This is a genomic window from Ewingella sp. C233 (genome assembly GCF_055407225.1).
On sequence record NZ_JBUZRI010000002.1, the window covers coordinates 76,911 to 101,015 of the forward strand.

A 24,105-nucleotide genomic window follows, 5' to 3' on the forward strand; every position below is an offset into this window, starting at 1 on the left:
CACAGATATTGTCGGCGATCAAAGTCAGAGCGGGGCTTTTACGGCTTCGCCCTGCTTCACCTGCTGCCAGGCTTCTTCCATCTGGTCGAGGGTCGCCTGTTCCATGGTCAGCTCCTGCTCACGGATAATCTGCTCCACCTGACGGAAACGGCGTTCGAATTTACGGTTAGCCGCCTGAAGCGCATCTTCGGCTTTGTGGCCCAGATGGCGGGAAAGATTAACCGTCGCAAAGAGCAGATCACCAATCTCTTCGCCAAGCTTCTCTTCATCGACCACCACCTGTTTGGCTTCAAACATCACTTCGTCGATCTCTTCGTAGACTTTATCCAAAACCGGCCCGAGGGTGGTCCAGTCAAAACCCACGTTGGCACAGCGTTTCTGAATTTTGTGCGCTTTCATCAAGGCAGGCAGCGCCGAAGGAATATCGTCCAGCGCCGAATGCAGAGATTTATCCGCCCGCTCCAGCGCTTTGCGCGCTTCCCATTTTACCAGCACATCTTTGCTGCTGGCCTCTTTTGACCAGGCCGCTTCAGCGCCGAAAATTTGCGGATGGCGGCGTTCGAGTTTGTCGGAGATGGCATGGCAGATATCGTCAAATTCAAACAGCCCCTGCTCGCTGCCCATCTGGGCGTAAAACACCACCTGAAACAACAGATCACCCAGTTCATCGCGCACATCGTCATAGTCATTGCGCGCAATAGCGTCCAGCACTTCGTAGGTCTCTTCCAGCGTATAAGGCGCGATGGTGGCGAAGGTTTGCTCCTTATCCCACGGGCATCCGGCAACCGGATCTCGTAGGGTTTTCATGATAGTGAGCAAACGTTGCAGGGCTGATTCAGTCATGGGTGGATCCGTTTTTAAAAGATTTTGATAAGGCAAAAATAAGAAAGGCCCGACTGGGGGGCCTTACACACTGATAATGCTTAGTTGCCATGAAGACGTTTGGCGTCAATCACGTCCGGTAGCTGGTTAAGTTTGGCAATCACACGGCCAAGCACCTGCGGGTTGTAAATCTCGATATCCATATCGATAGTCGCCAGCTGCTGTTTGGTGTCGCTGCGGCTGGCAACGCCCAGCACGTTGACCTTTTCGTTGGCGAGAATGGTAGTGATATCGCGCAGTAATCCGCTGCGGTCATTGGCCACCACGCGCACGACCAGCGAATAACCACTGGAGTAGCTTTCGCCCCACACGGCATCCACAACGCGCTCCGGTGCGTTCAGCCGCAAATCTTCCAGCTGATCACAATCGGCCCGGTGAATAGAGATCCCACGGCCCTGCGTGATATATCCGACAATCTCGTCGCCCGGTATCGGCTGACAGCAGCGCGCAATGTGATGCATCAGATTGCCCACGCCTTCAACCACTACGCGGCCATTGTCTTTCCCGCTGTTACGCTGGGGTGCCGGTGTGGTTTTTTGCGTCAGCTGGCGCATCGCTTCTTTGTCCAGCTCCTCTGCACTCGGTTTTTTCAACTGAGATTGCAGGAAGTTGATCATCTGATTGAGGCGGATATCACCATTGCCAATCGCGGCCAGAACTTCGTCCAGCGAATTCACGTTGTAGCGCGGCAGCAGTAGTTTCTCAGCATCCTTGAGGCTGATTTCCAACTTGTCCAGCTCGTCGTCGAGGATCTGCTTACCGGCGATAATGTTTTTGTCGCGATCCTGTTTACGGAACCAGTTGTGGATCTTCGACCGCCCGCGGCTGGTGGTAACATAGCCGAGATTCGGGTTCAGCCAGTCGCGGCTTGGGTTCGGGTGCTTCTGGGTGATGATTTCAATCTGATCGCCCATACGCAGCTGATAGGTGAACGGCACGATGCGCCCACCAATTTTGGCGCCGATACAGCGGTGTCCGACATCGCTGTGAATGTGGTAGGCGAAGTCGAGCGGCGTCGAGCCCATTGGCAGATCGATGACATCTCCTTTCGGGGTAAACACGTAAACGCGATCATCAAAGACCTGGCTGCGCACTTCGTCGAGCATTTCGCCCGAATCCGCCATCTCTTCCTGCCACGCGATAAGTTTACGCAGCCACGCAATGCGGCCTTCGTAGCCACCGCTGCGACCCCCCACCACGGCGGTGCCTTCTTTGTATTTCCAGTGCGCCGCGACGCCCAGTTCGGCATCTTCATGCATCTGGCGGGTACGGATCTGCACTTCCAGCGTTTTACCGCGCGGCCCGAGTACCACGGTGTGAATCGACTGATAACCGTTCGGTTTCGGGTTGGCGACGTAGTCGTCGAACTCATCCGGCAGATGGCGGAAATGGGTATGCACGATCCCAAGCGCCGCGTAGCAGTCCTGTAAACGTTCAACCACGATACGCACTGCGCGAACATCGAACAGTTCGTCAAAAGACAGCGCTTTTTTCTGCATCTTGCGCCAGATGCTGTAGATGTGTTTCGGACGGCCATAGACATCAACTTTGATGCCCTCTTCGGCCATCGCACCGCGTACGGTGGAGACGAAATCGTCAATGTACTGCTCACGGTCGATACGACGCTCATGCAGCAGCTTGGCGATGCGTTTGTATTCATCAGGATGCAAATAGCGGAAACTGAAATCTTCCAGTTCCCACTTCAGTTGGCCGATACCTAGCCGGTTTGCCAGCGGCGCATAGATATTGTTGCACTCTTTGGCGGCCAGAACGCGCTCTTCTTCAGGCGCATCTTTCACTTCACGCAGGTGGGCAATTCGCTCGGCGAGTTTAAGCACTACGCAGCGAAAATCTTCCACCATCGCCAGCAACATGCGGCGCACGTTGTCGACCTGCTCGGAAGCCATCGAATCATTTTGCGTGGCTTTCAGCTGGCGGATGGCGTCCATATCGCGCACGCCGTGGACCAGATCGGTGATGCCTTTACCAAACTGTAGGGTGAGCGTCTCTTCGTCGATAATGCCGACATCAACCAGCGGGAACAGCAGCGCAGCACGCATACTGTCGTTGTCCATACTGAGGGTAGAAAGGATCTCAACCATCTCCAGCCCGCGCCACAAAAGCAGCGAGGCATCAGGATGGCCCTGAGTCTGTTGTTCGCAGTAGCGCCAGGTTTCGGCTAAACGCTCACATGATTGCGTGCTGGAGAGGCCTAAACTGGTGATCCAGTCGTCGAGCGCAAACTCGCCTGCCGTGTTCAAATGTGCACTTCTTACCGCAACCATACCCTCTCCCTACAATTCTGCTGCCAGTCGGCGGCAGACGGGTTGATAAAAAAGTCTTCGATATGCGAAGGGCATTATCTTGCCCATTCGCTCCCAGCGTGGCAACACCTTCTGATTCCCCGCTGTTTACCGGGTCGTCACACAACCGTTCTGGGAGTAGAATCTGGCTATTATTTGTCGATTGCACGCTGGTTCATTAAGCTTACGTCAGCCACTGATTCTCCCACATTGGAACCTCATGACCAAATATAGCCTCCGCGCACGGATGATGATCTTAATTTTGGCACCCACTTTGATGATTGGTTTGCTGCTCAGCACTTTCTTTGTGGTGCATCGTTATAATGAGCTGCAAAAACAGTTGATCGATTCCGGTTCCAGTATTATCGAGCCACTCGCGGTGGCCAGTGAGTACGGGATGACCTTCCGGGAGCGTGACCCGGTGAAAAAGTTGATCAGCCGTCTGCACCGTAATCACTCTGAAATTGTCCGGGCCATCAGCGTCTTCGATGCGGACAATAAACTGTTCGCCACCTCCAATTCGCTGCGCGAAGGTGGCATATTGCAGGTGCCATCGCTGAGTAAAATCCCGCGTGAGCTGACCCAAAACCGCGTCGGCGACTCGCTGATTCTGCGTACACCTATTCTCGCAGAGAACCACAATACGCCCGATGATGACGCCGCCAACGATCCGCCGGCGCGTAATCTGGGGTACATCGCCATCGAGCTGGATCTGAGTTCAGTGCGTTTACAGCAATATCAGGAAGCCTTTGTCTCAACGATGTTGCTGCTGCTTTGCCTCGGGATTGCCACCCTGTTTGCCTACCGGCTGATGCGTGACGTGACCGGTCCTATCCGCAATATGGTCAACACCGTTGACCGTATCCGCCGCGGTCAGCTCGACAGCCGCGTCGAGGGCAATATGCTTGGCGAGCTCAGTATGCTGAAAAACGGCATCAACTCGATGGCGATGTCGCTGACGGCTTACCATGAAGAGGTGCAGCAGAATATCGATCAGGCCACCTCAGATCTGCGTGAAACTCTCGAACAGATGGAAATCCAGAACGTCGAGCTGGATTTAGCCAAAAAGCGTGCGCAGGAAGCAGCACGTATCAAATCTGAATTCCTCGCCAACATGTCCCACGAACTGCGTACCCCGCTTAACGGCGTGATTGGTTTTACCCGCCAGACGCTGAAAACGCCGCTGTCGCCGACTCAGGCCGACTATCTACAAACCATTGAGCGTTCAGCGAATAATCTGCTGACCATCATCAACGACGTTCTCGACTTCTCGAAACTGGAAGCCGGTAAGTTAGTACTCGAACACATTCCTTTCTCATTACGTGAAATGCTCGATGAAGTGGTGATTCTGCTGGCACACACCGCTCATGATAAAGGGCTGGAACTGACCCTCAACATACACAACAACGTGCCGGAAAGTGTGCTCGGCGACCCGATGCGCCTGCAACAAGTGGTGACCAATTTACTGGGAAATGCCATTAAATTCACCGAAAACGGCAACATTGATATCAATGTGGAAGTTCGCTCGCAGAACAATTTGCAGGTCGAGCTGGAAGTACAAATCCATGACACCGGGATCGGTATTTCAGAGCGTCAGCAGTCGCAGCTGTTCCAGGCTTTCCGTCAGGCCGATGCCAGTATTTCGCGCCGTCACGGCGGCACCGGGCTCGGGCTGGTGATCACTCAAAGGCTGGTCAAGGAGATGGGCGGTGATATCAGCTTCTACAGCCAGATCAACCGTGGCTCGACGTTCTGGTTCCACATCACGCTGGAGCTGAACGACAACCGTCACATTACGCCGGTTTCCATGTCCTGCCTTGAAGGCAAGCGCATGGCTTATGTGGAATCCAACCCGGCGGCGGCCAAGGCCACGCTGGAAATTCTGCAATCCACGCCTCTGGATGTCGTCCACCGCACCACCATTCAGGCGCTGCCTGATTCGCATTACGACCTGATGCTGTGCAGCATTCCGGTCAAACTGGATCACAGGTTATCGGATTACGACGTGCGCCTGCAAAAAGTGCTGAGCATGACTGACCGCCTGCTGCTGGCGCTGCCGAGTGAGTTTCAGGTCGATGCAGAAAACCTGAAAACGCGCGGCGTTCAGGCCTGCCTGATCAAGCCCGTTTCGAGCCTGCGACTCTTGCCGATGCTGCTGGATGAACGCCCGGCCACAGTGGTGTTAGCCACGGATCCGAGAACCTCACGCCTGCCACTGACGGCCATGGCGGTAGACGATAACCCGGCAAATCTGAAGCTGATTGGTACGTTGCTGGAGGAGCTGGTGGAGACCACCCTGCTCTGCCACAGCGGGGAAGAAGCCATCGACATGGCGCGTAACAACGATCTGGATATCATTCTGATGGATATTCAGATGCCGGATATCGACGGTATCCGCGCCAGTGAAATTATTCACCAGATGCCGCACCACGCCCAAACGCCGATTGTCGCCGTCACCGCCCACTCACTGAGCGGCGAACGTGAGCAATTGCTGAAAGTAGGTATGGATGACTATCTGGCGAAGCCGATTGACGAAAGTATGCTTAAACGCGTGCTGGCACGCCATTATTCACATCACACCCCGCAGGAGTCGCCGCTAAATCAGGTGGCTGACCATCAGCCCGCCAGTACGCTGGACTGGCAGCTAGCCCTTCGTCAGTCGGCTAATAAAGAATCGCTGGCCCGTGATCTGCTGCAAATGCTGGTCGATTTCCTGCCGCAGGTCAGTGAACGCGTGAATGCGGTGGCGCAGGGTGAATCCGATCCGGACATTCTTTCCCTGATCCACAAATTACATGGCAGTTGCAGCTACAGCGGCGTGCCCCGCCTGAAACAGCTCTGTTTTTACATCGAGCAGCAACTGCGTAAAAACGTCGCGGCAGAGGAACTGGAACCTGAGTGGCTCGAATTGCTGGATGAAATAGAGAATGTGACACGCGCGGCGCAATTGCACCTTAGAACCTAAATCTTCTGTGGCCCAGGCTTGCTTGAGATCTCACTTACGGAAAATAGTTTTACATTGCGATAACAATAACTGCATGAATTTGTACATTATTTACTCCTCATATAAAAATCCTATGATCGGGAGGTATTTACAACCCCCGATCACTTTGGTTTAACTCTATCCCATCAGTTGCGCAGTTTTCCGCCATCCCTTTTTGTGCCGGGAACATTTTTTTGCGTCAGCTGATTTTTTTAAACTCAAAAATGAGAGCGCTCTCTTTTTTTTATTTTTATGGCGTGAAATGTAATTTATCTTCCCGACGCTGCCACCAGACGGGCCAGCGCCGGAACACCGCCCGTTAACCGTCATCAATTTGAGAAAGAGGGGAAACGCATGGATCTGGAAAATACGATTATGGAATTGCTGGTACACGCAGGAAGCGCTCGTAGCCACGCCATGATGGCATTGCAGCAAGCGCGCCGCGGCGATTTTTCGGCAGCCGAGCAGGCAATGGTCGAATCCCGCCAGGCCGTTTCACATGCCCATGGCATGCAGACCGAACTGATTGGCATGGATGAAGGCTGCGGTAAAATTCCGGTCAATCTGATCACGGTTCATGCACAGGACCACCTGATGAATGCGATGGTAATTCAGGATTTAGCCATCGATATGATTGAGCTTTATCGCCGTCTGCCCCCCGCCGCTGCGCAACCCGTTGCGGCTGCATGAATGCTTTACCTTTACGCCCGACTTTTAGTTCAGTTAGTTGATTCACGTAACCAGCCATAAACCATATAGGCGTTAATAAAAACAGCCGTTAATAAAAACAGCGCGGAAATCATCCGCTCAGGGGGTGTGTAGTGTCTAAACCGAATGTCCTGCTCGAACGCTATGTTTTGCCTTTTGCTTTAAAAATTGCCTCGCAAAAACACGTCCTATCGGTACGCGACGGCATCATCCTCAATATGCCCTTTATGCTGATTGGATCCTTCTTTCTGATTTTCGCCTACCTGCCCATTCCAAGCTACGCCAACATGATGGGCGAAGTGTTTGGGGCGGCATGGCGCGAAAAATTGCTCTATCCGGTAAAAGCCACCTACGACATCATGGCGATCATCTCCAGCTTTGGTATCGCCTACCGTCTTGCCGAGAAATATAAGACGCTCGATCCGCTGACTACCGGTGCAGTTTCGCTTGTGGCCTTCATCATGACCATTCCGCAAAACACGCTGTTTCAGCCACTGAACGGGGCCACCGAACAGATCGTCAAAGGCGTGTTGCCGATGAACTTTATCGGCAGTCAAGGGCTGTTTGTGGCGATTGTGATTGCCATTCTGTCGACTGAAATCTACCGGTTTGTCCATGACCGCAATTTCGTCATTAATATGCCCGCGGGCGTACCGCCGGCGGTGGCGAAATCCTTCCTGGCGCTGATCCCGGGGTTTGCGGTGATGGCCGTGGTGCTAGCGCTACGCCTGGGCGTGGAAGCCACGCCGTTTGGCAACATCAATAATATGATCGCCACCATTATCGGTATTCCGATGCACCACATTGGCGGCACGTTACCGGGCATGATCTTCTCGGTGATCCTGATTGGCTTACTGTGGATGGTTGGGCTGCACGGCGACGCCATCGTGCTGGTGTTTATCCAGCCGGTTTGGCTGTCAAACATGTCCGAAAACCTGACCGCGTTTCAGGCCGGTCAGCCGGTTCCGCACATTATTACCCAACAGTTCTATGATTTATGGATTGCCCCCGGCGGGACCGGTGCACTGCTTGGACTGGTGATCTTCATGCTGATCCGCGCGCGCAGCGCACAGATGAAACAACTAGGTAAAATTGCCGCGCCGGGCTGCCTGTTTAACATCAGCGAACCGATGGTGTTTGGTATCCCGCTGGTGATGAACCCGTATTTCGCCATTCCGTTTATCCTGACCCCGGTGATACTGGTGATTGTCACCTACACCGCGATGGCAACCGGGCTGGTGACGCCGCCGGTGGGCATCGCCCTGCCGTTTACTACACCAATATTTATCAGTGGCTATCTGGCGACCGGCGGACATATCTCCGGCACGGTGATACAGGTGGTGAATCTGGCGATTTCACTGGTGATTTACTATCCCTTCTTCCGCGCCTGGGACCGCCTGAAATATAAAGAAGAGCATCAGGCAGCGCAGCTTGAAGCTGAAAAAGCGTTGGCCGCTGCGGGACAACTGACCACCCGTTAAGGTTTTATGAGCAATAAAAAGCCCGGCCCTTGATGACGTATCATGGGCCGGGCTTTTTTACAGACCTATTGAACCGATCAGAACCAGGTAGTTACCGCTCCGGTCACATCCCACTGTTCGTTCACCCGCAGCAACTGACGCCATTTATCGAAAGTCAGGCAAGGGTGTGAAATATCAAATAACAGCATATCGCCCACCTGAATATCGGCATCCTGAGGCAGCGACATAAAGGCGTGCTGATCCATCATCTTGGTTATTTCCCAACGCTTATCAGCCGGAACCACCGTGGTATATCCCACCGAATGTGCAGTGACAGGACGGAAATGCCCGGCGGCCACTGGGAAGCCTGCGTCGCCTCCGGCATCACGTTTTCCCAGACCAATAATTGCCCTGCCCGGCTCCGGCAAAGATTGCACATAGGCCCATACCTGCAACGCCGGTTGCAGGCTGCTGTTCATTTCACGTGCCACCGGATTTTGCACCTGAATGCGCCGATTAGCTTTCTCATATATCCCGGCGTCATGTGTCAGGTAGCAACCGGAACGCAGGATAACATCGAGGGTGAAACATTGTGCCTCATCCAGATATTTGTCACTGCGGCTGAACTCTTCGGCCACCACGTCATACCACGCCGAGCCGGCACCGGTCAGGATCACCGTCGGTTCGGCAAACCGGCCAGCCTGCGCCAGCGCTTCAGTGCGGTTCATGACGTGTTGCAGGAAGGCGCGGATCGGTGCTTCTTCGTCAATCACGCCCTCGTAAATCTCCACGCCCACCAGCCGGAGAGACGCCGGCCAGCGCTGGATGGCATCGAGCACCTGTTGCTCCTGTTCGGCATTGCGTATGCCGGTCCGTCCGCCCGTCACGCCATATTCCAGCAGCACGCGTAGCGTTTTGCCACACGCGGAGAAATAGTCGCCCAACGCATCTACGTTAGCGGCAGAGTCCACGATGCAGGTGAAATCAAATTCACTGTCACGGGCCAACAACCCGGCGATAATTGCCATATTAGCTTTGCCGGTCAGCTGGTTCGCCATGATCACCCGCCGCACGCCATGCTGGAACGCGGCGTTGACCTGCGGCGCAGTCGCCAGCGTGATCCCCCAGGCACCGTAGTCCAGCTGTAACTGATACAGTTCCGGGCTCATGGTGGTTTTGCCGTGCGGCGCCAGCTTCAGCTTATAGCGGCTGATAAATTCACGCATCCACGACAGATTATGTTCAATGCGCTCTTCCAGCAGCACCGCCACCGGCAGGCTGACCTCTTCACGCAGAATGTTCCAGCCCTGCTCGCCGATATCCGCCATACAGGGATCTTCAGGCAATACACCCAGACCTTTGGTCTGCGTATTCACGGGTTGAGTGGAAAAGTCATACAGCGAGGATAAATCATAGAGTTCAGAAAAATCATAAGGCTCGGAGAAATCAGGCTTGGACATAATAGGTTTCCATTATCAGCGTCGTCACATATTCAATACCCAAACCTAACGCAGCAAACAAGGCGGGGTAAAGGTACAGATGACAAATAAAAAAACCGGCACAGATTTTCATCTCGGTGCCGGTTCTGCCCGCGCCAAAGCACTGACTACAATTTTTGCGCCAGTCTGATGGTGGCCGCGATGTTCCGCGCCGTCTTACGCAAATTGTCGGTCGCGTTGTCCAGTGCTTCCTCCAGCGTGCAGATGCTGTAAAGCACGCTAAACACGGCGTCCAGACCGTGATCAAACACCACATCGACATCTTTCGTCAGACTGCCGCCGATACCAATCACCGGTTTGTTATAACGCTTGGCGACACGCGCTACGCCGATAGGCACCTTGCCGTTAATACTCTGGCTATCGATGCGCCCTTCGCCGGTGATCACCAGCGTCGCGTCTTTCACCAGTGCATCCAGACCGAGCGCTTCGGTGACGATTTCAATGCCCTGACGCAGGTCTGCTTTGCAAAAAGCATGCAGCGCTGCTCCCATGCCGCCTGCGGCACCGCCACCCGGAATATTACCGACATCAATATGCAAATCGCGGCGGATCACGTCAGCATAGTGACTGAGATAACTGTCGAGCCGCCCGATCATCTCCGGTGTCGCCCCTTTTTGTGGGCCAAATACTGCCGAAGCCCCCTGTTTGCCGGTCAGCGGATTGGTCACATCACAGGCCACCTCAAAGCGGCAGTGTTTAATGCGCGGATCCAGCCTGCTAATATCAATACTGTCGAGTCTCGCCAGTTCGCCGCCACCATAGCCAATCTGTTCGCCCTCTTTGGTCAGCAGTTTTGCCCCAAGCGCCTGCATCATGCCGGACCCGCCGTCGTTTGTCGCACTCCCGCCGATACCAATAATGCAGTGCTTCACACCGTAATCCAGCGCGGCACGGATCAGTTCACCGGTGCCGAAAGAGGTGGTCTTGAGAGGATTACGTTTGCCGCTGGGCACACTTTCCAGTCCGCTGGCTGCCGCCATTTCGATAAAGGCCACAGCCTCATCCCCGGACAAGCCGAAGAATGCCTCCAGAGGATCCCCGAGTGGGCCAGTGACATTAACCTTCACTGTCCGGCCGCCGGTTGCCGCAACCATCGCTTCAACCGTGCCTTCTCCGCCATCGGCAACCGGCAGTTTGACGTACTCGGCATCAGGAAATACTTCGCGAAACCCACTTTCAATGGCTTTTGCCACATCCAAAGCAGACAAACTTTCTTTGTATGAATCCGGTGCGATCACTATTTTCATATAGCTCCTGTTTCAACAAGTCAGGCGTTATCACCGACAATCGCCCACCAGATGTCAGCCTCTTTGTTTGGTTTTACCCTTAATCATAGTCTGCTACGAAGAGGCAGTCAGTCTGCTCCAGTTTTCTGTCTGCATCGGAACCCCTTTTTAGCATAAAAAAAGGCACGCCGAAGCGTGCCTTTTTCAGTGCGGTTAAGCCGCAAAGATTATTGTGCTAACAGGTAAATCGAGGTGTCACCACGTTGCACATCCAGCGCCAACACGGAAGGTTTGCTGTCGAGAATTTTGCGCAGTTCACCCAGGTTAGTGACCTTCTGCTGGTTCACACCGAGGATCACGTCATCCTTTTTCAGGCCAACGCGTGCCGCAGCACTGCCCGCTTTCACCGAGTCCACTTTTACGCCTTTCTGATCGCCGGCCTGACCGTTGCTCAGTTCAGCACCTTCGATGCCGGTGTAAATATTGCCGGAGTCGACTTTCGCGGTCTGCGTGCTCTGCTCAATGGTGACATCAACGTTCACCGGTTTGCCATCGCGCAGCAGGCCCAGCGTCACTTTGGTACCAATTGGCAGCGTACCAATATCGGCGCGGAAGGAGGCAAAGCTGCTGATCGGTTTACCGTTCATACTCAGGATCACGTCGCCCGCTTTAATACCGGCTTTCTGCGCCGCAGACTTCGGCATCACCTGGCTGATAAAGGCACCGCGTTGTGCGTCAACCTTCATGGCTTTCGCCAGTTCAGAGTTCAGCTCGGTACCCATAATGCCCAGTTCACCGCGTTTCACCTGACCAAATTCGATCATTTGCTTGGACAGGTTCTGCACCATGTTACTCGGGATCGCAAAGCCGATACCGATGTTACCGCCGTCCGGCGCGAGGATCGCGGTGTTCAGACCGATCAGTTCACCGTTCAGGTTCACCAACGCACCACCAGAGTTACCACGGTTAATCGCGGCGTCAGTCTGGATAAAGTTTTCGTAGTTTTCGATGTTCAGGCCACTACGTCCCAGCGCTGAAACGATACCGGAAGTTGCGGTTTCGCCCAGACCATACGGGTTACCGATTGCCACAGTGTAGTCACCGACGCGCAGCTGCTCGGAGTCCGCGATTTTAATCGCCGTCAGGTTTTTCGCGTCAATCAGCTGGATAACCGCGATATCTGAGCGCGGGTCTTTACCGATCACTTTCGCTTCGAATTTACGGCCATCGTTAAGTTGTACGGTGATTTTAGTGGCGTTATCCACCACGTGGTTGTTGGTCACCACATAGCCTTTATCGGCATCGATGATCACACCGGAACCCAGTGCACGGAAATCTTCTTTCTGCTGCTGAGGTGCCTGCGGTGCTCCTTCTTGTCCCTGACCCTGGCAGACCGGTGAGCTCTGGAACGGTGAACCGTCCTGACACAGCGGCGAATTCTGGCCGAAGAACTGCTGGAACTGCTGGCCCATGCGTGGCGTTTTCACTTCTGCGCTGCCTTCAACGTTCACACTGACCACAGAAGGCATCACTTTTTCCAGCATAGGAGCCAGACTTGGAACTTGAGTTGTGCTTGAAGAGGCCGTTTCTGCGGCAAACGCCGATGAAACCGGGGCCACAGCCAGTCCAATACTTAACGCTAATGCGCTTAGGAATAGAGTAGATTTTTTCATCAGTCGTAATCTCTTTAATGAGTTCTTAAAATTATACGTGGCAACCGTAGCCGGTTACCTTGCTTGGTAGTCGTGGTACTGAGATATTATTAAAAACGTGAAGTTCATTTTGGTCGAAATTACAATGGTAAAAAATTATTGTGGTTATTTACAAAAGACTACTTTTTAACCAAATCACGTCATGAAATAAATATCTGTCTTGTTGACGGCTATTCAAGTGAACGATCCAAAATAATTCGCATTACCACACGGCGGCCCAAGACGGGCGGGTGACGTTGCCAAAAAACGCCCGACAAACGGTGGCGGATATATTATTCGGCAGCCATCAGGCGACGGTATTCATCGTAAGCGTAAAGATCTGTCATGCCACTGATATAATCCTGAATCATGCGGGCACGGTAATAAAACTCACCAATTTGTTGCTGATTTTCTGGTTGCTGGCTAAGTCTTGTGACGGCCTCGTTATAGGCCAGACGGTGCTTGGCAGATAACTTGTGAAAGAGACGGGTTTCAATCGGATACTGGCGGTGCGTATCGTCGCTAACCAGTTGGCGGAATTCCTGTAACGGCATATCGAGAATCGGACTATAAATATCCAGTAGTCCGCTAATGACCCGATAACCTTGTAATTCCAGCTCTTCGACTTCGTGATGATTAAACACGTGTTTAAACGCCACGCTTTTATATATTTTTAACAATCTATTAGCCTGACTCACATCCTCAAGTAACGCCTGATTAAAGCTCCCTTCAAATATGGCGGGCAGATTATCGATGAAACGAATGGCGGCATGGGGAACCAGATGTTTAACGGTTTGAACCCGCAGCTCCATGAAGAAATAATCTACCGGATTGCGAAAAGTCTTAGCCTTATTCATTTTCTGATAGGCCGTGCGCACCACTTTTTCGAACCAGTCGCCTTTTATCCCTTCGCCCCACTCACGTTCCAGATGGTCAAACAACTGCTCCACGCTGAAAATATTCTTCTCTACGGCATCTTCCAGATCGGCAATGCAGTAAGAAATGTCATCCGCGGCTTCCATAATGTAGGTCAGCGGGAAACGGCTGAACTCCCCCATATCCAGCTCTTCGCGCAACCGTTCAATGAACGGCTCTTCCGCCAGATAAAAGCCCGGTTTTTTCATCAGATATGCATGATTTTCCGGCATCGGTGCGGCCCAGTAGGCCGGGCGGGTATATTTTAGAATGCAGGCGGTTTGTGAGAACGTCAGGTTGAGTTTAAGCAGGGTAAAGACCAGCCGGATAGCCTGCGCATTGCCGTCAAAATTACATAAGTCATGACGGATTTTACTGCGCAACAGGTTGAGCTGATCCTCTCCTTCCAGCAGACGCAGGAAATTGAACGTGCAGCTGTCGGCGCTTTGCGGCACCAGCCCGCAACTAGGGATATCCATCCGTCTGGCGAACCAGTTGTTGATCGCCGATTCGCCAAAATGACCGAACGGCGGATTGCCGATATCGTGCATCAGGCAGGCCATTTCGACCACGCTTTCGAAAGGATCCGTAAAATCGGTTAAACCGAGCGTATCGAGTTTTCCCTGCTTACGCAGGCGGTGCAAAATCTCTTTGGCAATATGACGCCCGACCTGCTGAACTTCCAGAGAGTGAGTCAGGCGGCTGCGCACCGCGGCATTTTTTTCCAGCGGGAAAACCTGGGTTTTCTGTTGCAGCCGGCGGATCGCCGCCGAGTTGATAATGCGCCCGCGGTCGCTTTCAAACTGGCGCACCACATCATATTCATCACGCGCCTCAATCGCAGGACTGAAAGGACGCTGGAAATTGAATTTGTTCTTAAAATCGATCCCGGACATGTTCCCTACCCTTTTCAGCCACCGAGGCACTCTTCTGGCTTCCCGCCAGCAACCCAACGCATGATCACTTGTTAATAGCCATGATAGACTATCGCGTATCGGACTTGTTATAAAACAGTCAATTCCCTCCTCAATCTGCGAGTAAAACTATGAAAGTTGGCATCATTGGCGCAATGGAACAGGAAGTTACCCTGCTGCGCGACAAAATCATCAACCGTAAAACCATCGAACGCGCAGGATGCGAAATCTATACAGGTCAGCTGCATGGCATTGATGTGGCGCTGCTGAAATCAGGCATTGGTAAAGTCTCTGCGGCAATGGGCACAACGCTACTGCTGGAATTGTGTAAACCGGACGTGGTGATCAACACCGGTTCGGCGGGTGGTTTGGCGAAAACCTTGAAAGTGGGCGATATCGTGGTGTCCGAAGAAGTACGTTATCACGATGCTGACGTAACGGCCTTCGGTTATGAGCCCGGCCAGATGGCGGGTTGCCCTGCGGCTTTCACTGCGGATCCGGCGCTGATCGAACTGGCTGAAACCTGTATTCGCCAGCTGGATCTGAACGCCATACGCGGCCTGGTGTGCAGCGGTGATGCCTTTATCAACGGTGCCGCTCCTCTGGCGCGTATCCGTGCGACCTTCCCGACCGTCGCGGCGGTGGAAATGGAAGCGGCGGCCATCGGCCATGTGTGCCATCTATTTGGTACGCCATTCGTGGTCGTGCGCGCCATTTCTGACGTGGCCGACAGCGAGTCTCACTTAAGCTTCGAAGAGTTCCTGGTCGTAGCCGCCGAGCAGTCAACACTGATGATCGACGCCATGTTGCAGGCGCTGGCGAACGGCGACAACGCGTGATCCTTCGTGTTTCAGGCTGGTTGCTCTGTTTATGGCTGCCGCTTGCAGCCATAGCGCAACCGGCACAACGCGTCGTGAGTCTGGCCCCGAATCTGACAGAACTGGCTTACGCCGCCGGGCTGGGCAACCAACTGGTAGGCGTCAGCGCCTATTCTGATTTCCCGCCACAGGCGAAGAAACTGGAACAGGTTGCCAGCTGGCAGGGGGTGAATGTCGAGCGCGTACTGGCATTGAAACCGGATCTGGTGCTGGCGTGGCGTGGCGGCAATCCGCAGCGTCCGCTCGATCAGATAGCGTCGCTGGGGATCCCGGTTTTGTATCTTGATCCGGAAACTATCGAACAGGTGGCCGGGGCACTGGAGCAGTTGGCGGCTTACAGTCCTGACCCGCAAGCCGCTAAACAGGCCGCGTTGCAAATCCTTCAGGAGCGCGACAGTCTGAAGAAGCAATATGCCCGTGCGAATCCGCTGCCGGTATTTATTCAGTTCGGCACGCAACCGCTATTTACTGCCGCTTCAAAAACGCTGCAAAGTGAAATTGTGTCGCTGTGCGGTGCTGAAAACATCTTCGCCGACAGCCGTGCGCCCTGGCCTCAGGTCAGCCGTGAGCAGGTTTTATCCCGTCAGCCACAAGCCATTGTCATAAGTGGCGGAAAACAACAAAAAGAGAGCGTAACGGCTTTCTGGCAACCGGCCCTGAATGTCCCCGTCGTGACCGTCGAAGCCGATTGGTTTAGCCGTGCCGGACCCCGCATTATGCTGGCCGCCGCACAGCTCTGCACACAGCTGCACGCCTTGCCCGCGCGCTAATCCCTTCGCTACCGGCTTCCTGCCCTTTCTGCTGACAGGGTGTAGGCCTTTTCTGATTTGATGGTTTATTGCACAAAATCAAATTCAGGCCTTCCAACTTCTGTTATTATCCCGTCCTGAAATTACATCAGATAATCTATTTTGGTGATGTGATTATTTTCTGGTAATTCAAAGAGTACGCTGATAACAGAAGCCTTTATGAGCCTCTGAACAGAATGAAACCACTTCAGGCCGAAAGTTTGCATTTATGCAAATTTACTAAAGAAGCCGTGGTGAGGATCCGATAACTGTTTTTAATTCTTAGCTTTTTTTGCATTACCTGACGACACCAGGAAACAATTTATGAAACACCTTTTACTCAGTGCGCTTATTGCCCTGAGTCCGCTCTCTGCTTTTGCAGGAACGAGCAGTGGAGAAATCGACATCAGTCTGACCATCATGCCGACCTGCGCAGTCAGCGTGAACGGCAACCAACCTTCTGTCAGTTGCGCGCAGCAAAGCTTCAGCCAGCCGCATATCAGCGAAAGCCCGCTGGCAGATGTTCCGGGCGTATCAGTGGGAAGTAAATTAGTTACGGTAGAGTGGTAACCGTCAAAAAGAAAAGCCCGTGTGCCATTCAAATGGCAGACGGGCTTTTTTGTGCTTGTGCCATTTAGATGCTAAATGACGAACCACAACCACAGGTGGTTTTTGCATTCGGGTTAGTCACGATAAAGCGCGAACCTTCCAGACCTTCGGTGTAATCCACCGAACCGCCTACCAGATATTGCAGGCTCATCGGGTCAACCACCAGAGCAACGCCGGATTTTTCAATGGTCATGTCGCCGTCGTTGACCTTGTCATCGAAGGTGAAGCCATACTGGAAGCCACTGCAACCGCCGCCGGTAATGTAAACGCGCAGTTTCATGTCCGGGTTCTCTTCATCGGAGATAAGGACTTTTACTTTGCGGGCAGCCGCGTCGGTAAATTGCAGCGGCAGTGCGCTGGTTTCTACTTCAGTCGGATCACTCATTGTTGCTTCACTCATCTTTTCACTCCCAATCCGTTTTCTGTTCAGGCCGCCGGATTGACTGTCTGAATAATGAACTGATTATGTAGTACCTAAACCAATACTTCAATTATGAGCGGTTTTGCCGTCGCCGTCCTGCCTATTTATGCTCTCGCCTGCGGACTCCTCAGAGGCTTTAGCCGCACTTTCGCGCTCCTGCCGTTGCAGCGTGCGCGTCAAAATCGCGGAATATAAAGGTTTTCCGCCGAGAAACTGTGCCAGCAGCGTAGCGCCAAGGCAGGTAATAATCATCGGCAAAATCAGCTGATAGTTATCCGTCATCTCCAGCACCAGTACGATACCCGTGAGAGGCGCACGCACGCTGGCAGCAAACAGCGCGCCCATGCCGGCAATGGCAAAAGTAGCCGGTTCAATGCCGTACTGCGGGAACATCGCCAGACTGGCGCTGCCAAAGGCCGTGCCGAGTAATGTCCCCAGCGCCAGCATCGGGGCGAAAATCCCGCCCGGTGCGCCAGAGGCAAAACAGAGCAGCGTGGTGATCACGCGCACGACAAAGATAAACAGCAACATGCCGAGGGTGTATTTTCCGGCCGCCGCCAGCGGGATCAGCGCGAAACCGCCCCCCGTCGCTTCCTGATGAATGAGCCCCAGAATGCCGCACATACCACCGAGCAGCCCGCCGACGATCAGCACTTTGCGTAAATTACCACCATGGAGGCGGGCGAACATATCTTGCGTGCGGAAAATCAGCGCATTGAACCCGACACCGACCATGCCAAATACCATGCCTAAAACCAGATAGAGCCACAGCGTATTGAGCGGTGCGCTAGCCAGTTTGCCGACTTCAATCACCGCCCCTTCGCCGTTGAAAATACGGAATACGATGCTCGACATAATCACGCCGATAAACACCGCTTTAATTGAAATGAGGCTGTAGCGAAACTGCAGACGCATCTCTTCGATGATAAACAAAATTCCGGCCAGCGGCGCATTGAACGCCGCAGAAAGGCCGGCAGCCGCGCCGGTCGCCAGTAATGAATGGCGCGCCTCGGCGCTGCGCAGACGGAAAATATCCACCATCATTTTGCCGATGTTAGCGCCCATCTGCACGGTCGGCCCTTCGCGGCCCAGCACCATGCCTGCGCCCAGCGTGCCCATGCCGCCGAAGAATTTAACCGGGATCACCCGCCACCAGCGCACCGGGCGTAACTCCTCCAGCGCGCCCTCAATTTCAGGGATACCCGATCCGCTGGCTTCGGGGGCAAAGCGGTGGACCAGATAGTAGCCAAACATTGCCAGCAGCGCCGACACCACAAAAGTCAGCGGCCACAGCAGGATCCAGTAATCGCTGAAAAAACCCAAACCGGACAGACGCATGTGCTGAACCCAGTCGACGGCTTTCTCAAAGGCCACGCCAAGCAGGCCCGCCACGGTGCCGACGATAGCCGCGACGATGAGAATCGCCACCGGGGTTTTATCGCGCCGCAGGAACTGACGCAAAATTTCGCTACGTTTATGTGGCCCGCGCATCGTTACAGGTTCGGTCTGTTGTTCGCTCATCATTGGCTTATCAGAAATAGAGAGTATCGGGAAGAAGTGGCAATTTAATCATACAAATCGGCGATCCGGAAAGCGTAATGACCCGCCGATCATGCGTAACGATTTCATAACGCCGCTCACTTCTTTAGAATAGAGGGATCGTTCGTTTCTTTGTTCGCACAATGACCTGCTGTGAGCAGCACAATCCAGGAGCCGTATATGAGTAAGTCAGAAAGTCTGTTTTCACAGGCGCAAGCGCTGATCCCAGGCGGAGTGAATTCGCCGGTACGCGCATTCTCCGGCGTGGGCGGCATCCCTTTATTCATTGAACGTGCCGATGGCGCTTTCTTGTTTGATGCCGACGGCAAAGCCTATATCGATTATGTAGGCTCATGGGGCCCGATGGTACTGGGCCATAACAACCCGGAGATCCGCAACGCGGTGATCGAAGCGGCCCAGCGTGGCCTGAGCTTTGGCGCGCCGACCGAAATGGAAGTCAAAATGGCCGAACTGGTCACCGATCTTGTGCCAAGCATGGATATGGTACGCATGGTGAACTCCGGTACCGAAGCCACTATGAGCGCCATTCGTCTGGCCCGTGGCTTCACGCATCGCGACAAAATCATCAAGTTCGAAGGCTGCTACCACGGCCACGCCGACTGCCTGCTGGTGAAAGCCGGTTCAGGTGCGCTGACCCTCGGTCAGCCAAACTCACCGGGCGTTCCGGCTGATTTCGCCAAACACACCCTGACGTGCACCTATAACGATCTGGATTCGGTTCGCGCGGCGTTCGAGCAATTCCCTGAGGATATTGCCTGCATTATCGTTGAGCCGGTGGCGGGTAACATGAACTGTGTGCCGCCATTACCTGAATTCCTGCCGGGCCTGCGCGCGCTGTGTGACGAATTCGGCGCGCTGCTGATCATCGACGAAGTGATGACCGGCTTTCGCGTCGCACTGGGTGGCGCCCAGGAGTATTACGATGTACTGCCGGACCTCACCTGTTTAGGCAAAATCATCGGCGGCGGTATGCCGGTGGGTGCTTTTGGCGGACGCAGAGAAGTGATGGAAGCGCTGGCACCGACCGGTCCGGTGTATCAGGCGGGTACGCTGTCCGGCAACCCGATTGCGATGGCGGCGGGTATTGCATGCCTGACACAGGTGGCGCAGCCCGGTGTGCATCAGACCCTGACTGAACTCACTACCCGTCTGGCGGAAGGTTTGGTTCACGCAGCGCAAAAAGAGAATATTCCGTTTGTCGTTAACCACGTTGGCGGCATGTTTGGCCTGTTCTTCACCGACGCCGAAACCGTCACCTGCTATCAGGACGTGATGCAGTGCAACGTCGAACGCTTCAAAAAGTTCTTCCACCTGATGCTCGAAGAGGGTGTGTATCTGGCACCGTCCGCGTTCGAAGCCGGTTTCATGTCGCTGGCCCACACGCAGGAAGATATCCAGCGCACCATCGACGCCGCGCGTCGTTGCTTCGCGAAGCTTTGAGTTAACCACAGCGTTTAAAATAAAGGGGGCCATTTGGCCCCTTTTTGCATGGTCAGATAGGCACTACCTGCCCTGCTTTCTCAGCAGATAAACAAAGTACGGTGCGCCGATAAAGGTCGCAAGCAGCCCTGCCGGAATTTGATCCGGGAAGATCACCATACGCCCGCACCAGTCGGCAAAGACCATCAGCAGCCCACCCAACATACTGGCGACCATCCACTGCGGCATCGCCCGGCGGAAACCGAGCATCCGCGCCATATGCGGTGCCATCAGGCCAACAAAGCTCAACGGCCCGATAGTCAGGGTTGCAGCAGCGGTCATGACGGCAGCCAGCAGCAGGATCGCCATACGGCTCGGCGTTAACGCCATGCCGACAGATTTCGCCGTCACACTGCCAAGCGGCAGAATGCTAACCCACCGCCGACACAACGGCACCAACACCAGCAGCACGACGGCGATGGCCGCCGTGCGCCAGGCCTGATCCATCGTCACCGAATAGGTCGAACCAGAAAGCCAGGTCAACAGCCCTCCCATGCGGGGATCGCCGCTGGCCAGCAGCAGCGACACCAACGTACTGAACGCCGTACTTAACGCGATACCGGCCAGCAGCATTCGCTCTGCAGAGAAACGTCGCAGTCCGGAAGAGACCATGATCACCAGCAGCGTGGCGGCGGCACCGGCGCTGCCTGCGGGCAGCAGCCAGACAAAAGCGTCGCCCGGTACAATAAACAGCATCAGTACCACGCCGAAGGCTGCGCCGGAGCTGATCCCCAGCACCTCGGGGCTCGCCATCGCGTTACCGGTCAGCTTTTGAATCAGTACCCCCGATGACGCCAGCATCACACCCGCCGCCAGCGCAGCCAGCATTCGGGGCATTCGCCATGGCAACAGTGCGTCCAGCTGCGCGCCCGTTGACCAGTTCCAGCCGTGCGAATCACGCCCCGCCATCAGCGCCACGGCGATGCCCGCCAGCAACAGCAGCAGTGCCAGTGAAACCCAGCGGACCAGATGATGACGTTCATTGGGCACGTTATCGCCCTGATTCATCGGCGGCGGTGCCATACTGTTACGCAGACGCGGCAGCAGCCACAACAGCAGCGGCGCACCGACCAGCGCCGTGGCGGCACCCGTAGAGATCTCCATCCATACCTGCGTCAGATACTGCATGATCTGATCCGTCAGCCATAGCAACAGTGCACCAATCAGCGGCGCCAGAATCAGCCGCGACGGCAGGCGGCGCGCACCCAGCATTTTCGCCAGCAGCGGTGCAAACAGGCCGATGAATCCGATGATACCGACGGCATTCACCAGTTGCGCACTCATCAAAATGGCGATCGTCAGCACGGTCAGCCGCGCCGCGTTCAGCCCCAGCCCTACGTTTTTCGCCACGCCGTCGTCCAGCCCCAGAAGGGTCATCGGACGTTGCAGCAGAAACGCCAGCAACCAGACGATAATCAGCCGGGGAAGCAGGAAATTCGCGATGCTCCAGTCCTGCTGATTAAGCGAACCGGTGCTCCACATATACAGGCTTTGCAGACTCTGATAATTGAACAGACCGAACAGGCTGTTCACAGCAGCACAATAGAGCCCGAGCACCAGCCCGGCGAGGATCAGCGTCACCGGTGACATGCGTTTGCCCCAGGCGATGCCAAACACCAGCAGTCCAATCACCACCGCGCCCGCCATGGCCGCAAACTGCTGGGTGATGTCTCCGCCCGGCAGCGCCCACAGCGTGGCGACGGTCAGACCGAGCTGCGCCCCGGCTGAGACGCCGAGCGTGGCCGGTTCCGCCAGGGGATTACGCAATACCTGCTGAAACAACAGCCCTACCAGTCCCAGTCCGGCACCGGCCAGCAGCGCAACGGCCACGCGCGGAAGCTGACTGTAATGGAACAGCATCTGGTTAACGTCATCCATATTGGGTTGCCACAACGCTTCCCGCCACAAGCCATAAGGCAGTTGCTGACGTAGGTTATAAAGGGTGAGCACCGCACTGACCAGTGTCAGCAGGGTTAACAGAATAAAGGTCTGGCTCAGTGCGCGACGGTTCATTGCGCGCTCCCCAGCTGTTGATTAAGAATGCGGCAAAAACGCATCGCACTAAAAGTGGAACCGTAGAACCATACGGCTGGCACCACGCTAAGTTGTTTTTCACGCACGAAGGGCAGCGCCTGCCACAGTGGCGTGCGCGATACTTTGGCAAAAATGTCGGCATCGCCGTGGCTGAAACAGAGTGCGCGGGCGTTTTTTATCGACGCTAACCGTTCAATGCCAACGGTCACGCTGCCCCAAAAACTGTCTTCGCCCTGCCAGGCATTGGTCAGCCCGAGGTCCTTCATCACTTCCTGAAACAAACTGCCTTTGCCGAACACCAGCGCGTGGCGGGTATCGAGTAAAGAGAACAGTAAAATCGGTTGCTGCGCCACGGGTTGCAGATTCTGACGGGTCTGGTTCAGCAGGTCATGATAAGCCTGCACATGCTGTGCGGCGCGTTCCTGCAAACCGAGGTAATCGGCCAGTTTATACAGCGAACTGATGGCCCGTTTCAGCGGCTCTGCGCTGCCATCATTTGCCGTCATGCCCAACACCGGCGCAATCGGCGCCAGCTGGCTGACTTTCGGGCCGTAACCTTCAGACACCAGCAACAGCGAGGGTTGAAGCTGTTGCAGCAGCTCCATGTTCGGTTCCATTCTCTGGCCCACGTCAATGACGCTGGCGGGAAGTTTCGGTTCATCCACCCACAAATTATAATTGTGGATATCCGCCACCCCCAACGGCATTACGCCCAACGCGATCAGTAATTCGGCAGGCAACCATTCGAGGGCAATAATTTTTTGCAGATCGGGACGGGAGGCCGCGAATGAAGGCAGTGAAGCCAGTAATGGAGAGAGCGCCAGTGCCTGCAACAGACGACGACGCGTTAAACCGGGATTCAGGAAAATCTCAGACATATCAGTACACAAAGCTCACCGGCGCACCACCGGCCGGATGCGGAAGGATCCCCATCGGGATACCGTAAACCTGCTCCAGAACGTCACCGCGCATCATCTCCTGCGGGGTGCCCTGGGCAATCATCTCGCCGCCGCGCAGCGCCATCAGATAGTCGCAATAGCGGGCTGCCATATTCAGGTCATGCAGCACGGCAATCACCGTCAGCCCTTTATCCTGGCTGAGGCGATGGATCAACGCCAGCACATCCACCTGATGGGCGATGTCCAGCGCGGAGGTCGGTTCGTCGAGCAGCAGACAGCGGCTGTCCTGCGCCACCATCATCGCCAGCCATGCACGCTGGCGCTCGCCGCCAGAGAGGCTGTCGACCAGACGATGCGCGAAAGGCTTCAGCCCCACCAGCGCGATCGCCTCTTCCACTTTTTCTCTATCCTGATGCTTGAAACGCCCCAGCGCGCCGTGCCACGGGTAACGACCTATCGCCACCAGCTCCTGAACCGTCATCCCTTCGGCGGCGGGCAATTGCTGGGGTAGATAGGCCACCTGACGCGCAAACGCCTTGCTGTCCCACTGCGTCAGCGGGGTGTCGTTGAGCAGAATCTGCCCTGACGACGCAGGCTGATGGCGGCCCAGCATTTTCAGTAACGTCGATTTGCCGGAACCGTTATGACCAATCAGGCCACAGACTTTGCCTTTCGGAAAGGTCAGTGAAAGCGGTGCCAGCAGCGTGCGTCCCGGCACAGCAAAACTCACCTGCTGCAAACTGAAGGTGCTGTCCTGCGGATGGCGATACATGGACGACTCTGGCATAGCGTTGTTTGACATAAGATTCTCAGACATCCGGTTAGAGGTTCTTTACCTTGGGTAAAGAAACGGAAA

General features: G+C 54.7%; 18 protein-coding genes. 7 read left to right on the top strand and 11 right to left on the bottom strand.

Translation table 11 applies throughout. The annotated features are described in order from the left end of the window. Positions 1 to 24 precede the first annotated feature (24 nt). Both mazG and relA read right to left on the bottom strand, forming a co-directional pair. Positions 25 to 843, bottom strand: a complete 819-nt coding sequence (gene mazG, locus ACZRKO_RS12645) for a nucleoside triphosphate pyrophosphohydrolase (protein ID WP_463737619.1) — start codon at positions 841 to 843, stop codon at positions 25 to 27. Between the two features lie 80 nt (positions 844 to 923). Next, positions 924 to 3,167, bottom strand: a complete 2,244-nt coding sequence (gene relA, locus ACZRKO_RS12650; RefSeq protein WP_463737620.1) for a GTP diphosphokinase — start codon at positions 3,165 to 3,167, stop codon at positions 924 to 926. Positions 3,168 to 3,405: 238 nt separating this feature from the next. On the opposite strand from relA, the gene barA reads away from it, so the two are divergent. From barA to celB, 3 genes are all read left to right on the top strand, one after another. After that, the gene (gene barA / locus ACZRKO_RS12655) at positions 3,406 to 6,150 is read left to right on the top strand and encodes a two-component sensor histidine kinase BarA (RefSeq protein ID WP_463737621.1); all 2,745 of its coding nucleotides are present in this window, start codon (positions 3,406 to 3,408) and stop codon (positions 6,148 to 6,150) included. A gap of 372 nt (positions 6,151 to 6,522) precedes the next feature. After that, positions 6,523 to 6,858, top strand: a complete 336-nt coding sequence (locus ACZRKO_RS12660) for a PTS lactose/cellobiose transporter subunit IIA (RefSeq protein WP_463737622.1) — start codon at positions 6,523 to 6,525, stop codon at positions 6,856 to 6,858. A 149-nt stretch (positions 6,859 to 7,007) separates the two neighbouring features. Beyond that, complete coding sequence (celB, locus tag ACZRKO_RS12665; RefSeq protein ID WP_463738088.1) at positions 7,008 to 8,357, top strand: PTS cellobiose transporter subunit IIC; 1,350 nt, start codon at positions 7,008 to 7,010, stop codon at positions 8,355 to 8,357. A gap of 77 nt (positions 8,358 to 8,434) precedes the next feature. Here celB and ACZRKO_RS12670 read toward each other — a convergent pair whose 3' ends face one another. From ACZRKO_RS12670 to dgt, 4 genes are all read right to left on the bottom strand, one after another. After that, positions 8,435 to 9,796: an amino acid deaminase gene (locus ACZRKO_RS12670; RefSeq protein WP_463737623.1), complete on the bottom strand. Its 1,362-nt coding sequence runs from the start codon at positions 9,794 to 9,796 to the stop codon at positions 8,435 to 8,437. A 146-nt stretch (positions 9,797 to 9,942) separates the two neighbouring features. After that, positions 9,943 to 11,082, bottom strand: coding sequence for a glycerate kinase (locus ACZRKO_RS12675; RefSeq protein WP_463737624.1), 1,140 nt, complete (start codon positions 11,080 to 11,082; stop codon positions 9,943 to 9,945). Positions 11,083 to 11,288: 206 nt separating this feature from the next. After that, the gene (gene degP, locus ACZRKO_RS12680) at positions 11,289 to 12,734 is read right to left on the bottom strand and encodes a serine endoprotease DegP (RefSeq protein ID WP_463737625.1); all 1,446 of its coding nucleotides are present in this window, start codon (positions 12,732 to 12,734) and stop codon (positions 11,289 to 11,291) included. 311 nt (positions 12,735 to 13,045) lie between these two features. Further along, complete coding sequence (dgt, locus tag ACZRKO_RS12685) at positions 13,046 to 14,563, bottom strand: dGTPase (protein ID WP_463737626.1); 1,518 nt, start codon at positions 14,561 to 14,563, stop codon at positions 13,046 to 13,048. Between the two features lie 149 nt (positions 14,564 to 14,712). Here dgt and mtnN point away from each other — a divergent pair, with 149 nt between their 5' ends. The 3 genes from mtnN to ACZRKO_RS12700 all read left to right on the top strand — a co-directional run bounded on the left by mtnN (position 14,713) and on the right by ACZRKO_RS12700 (position 16,817). Then, complete coding sequence (mtnN, locus tag ACZRKO_RS12690) at positions 14,713 to 15,420, top strand: 5'-methylthioadenosine/S-adenosylhomocysteine nucleosidase (RefSeq protein WP_463737627.1); 708 nt, start codon at positions 14,713 to 14,715, stop codon at positions 15,418 to 15,420. Beyond that, the gene (gene btuF / locus ACZRKO_RS12695; RefSeq protein ID WP_463738089.1) at positions 15,420 to 16,229 is read left to right on the top strand and encodes a vitamin B12 ABC transporter substrate-binding protein BtuF; all 810 of its coding nucleotides are present in this window, start codon (positions 15,420 to 15,422) and stop codon (positions 16,227 to 16,229) included. Before mtnN ends, btuF begins: the two co-directional genes overlap by 1 nt. A gap of 342 nt (positions 16,230 to 16,571) precedes the next feature. Continuing rightward, on the top strand, positions 16,572 to 16,817 hold the full coding sequence (locus ACZRKO_RS12700; protein ID WP_463737628.1) for a hypothetical protein: 246 nt from the start codon (positions 16,572 to 16,574) through the stop codon (positions 16,815 to 16,817). 64 nt (positions 16,818 to 16,881) lie between these two features. On the opposite strand, the gene erpA is transcribed toward ACZRKO_RS12700, so the two are convergent. Next, positions 16,882 to 17,241, bottom strand: coding sequence for an iron-sulfur cluster insertion protein ErpA (gene erpA / locus ACZRKO_RS12705; protein ID WP_463738090.1), 360 nt, complete (start codon positions 17,239 to 17,241; stop codon positions 16,882 to 16,884). A gap of 102 nt (positions 17,242 to 17,343) precedes the next feature. Then, positions 17,344 to 18,798, bottom strand: a complete 1,455-nt coding sequence (gene clcA / locus ACZRKO_RS12710) for a H(+)/Cl(-) exchange transporter ClcA (RefSeq protein WP_463738091.1) — start codon at positions 18,796 to 18,798, stop codon at positions 17,344 to 17,346. A 198-nt stretch (positions 18,799 to 18,996) separates the two neighbouring features. Between clcA and hemL the strand changes: the two genes are divergently transcribed. Continuing rightward, positions 18,997 to 20,277: a glutamate-1-semialdehyde 2,1-aminomutase gene (hemL, locus tag ACZRKO_RS12715; protein ID WP_463737629.1), complete on the top strand. Its 1,281-nt coding sequence runs from the start codon at positions 18,997 to 18,999 to the stop codon at positions 20,275 to 20,277. Between the two features lie 63 nt (positions 20,278 to 20,340). Here the strand turns inward: hemL and fhuB are convergent, their stop codons facing one another. Genes fhuB through fhuC form a run of 3 tightly spaced genes read right to left on the bottom strand, consistent with a single transcriptional unit; the run spans position 20,341 to position 24,021 of the window. Continuing rightward, the gene (gene fhuB / locus ACZRKO_RS12720) at positions 20,341 to 22,329 is read right to left on the bottom strand and encodes a Fe(3+)-hydroxamate ABC transporter permease FhuB (protein WP_463737630.1); all 1,989 of its coding nucleotides are present in this window, start codon (positions 22,327 to 22,329) and stop codon (positions 20,341 to 20,343) included. Then, positions 22,326 to 23,228: a Fe(3+)-hydroxamate ABC transporter substrate-binding protein FhuD gene (fhuD, locus tag ACZRKO_RS12725; RefSeq protein ID WP_463737631.1), complete on the bottom strand. Its 903-nt coding sequence runs from the start codon at positions 23,226 to 23,228 to the stop codon at positions 22,326 to 22,328. The genes fhuB and fhuD overlap by 4 nt, the downstream gene beginning before the upstream one ends. Position 23,229: 1 nt before the next feature. Beyond that, complete coding sequence (gene fhuC / locus ACZRKO_RS12730) at positions 23,230 to 24,021, bottom strand: Fe3+-hydroxamate ABC transporter ATP-binding protein FhuC (protein WP_463738092.1); 792 nt, start codon at positions 24,019 to 24,021, stop codon at positions 23,230 to 23,232. Between the last annotated feature and the right edge of the window lie 84 nt (positions 24,022 to 24,105).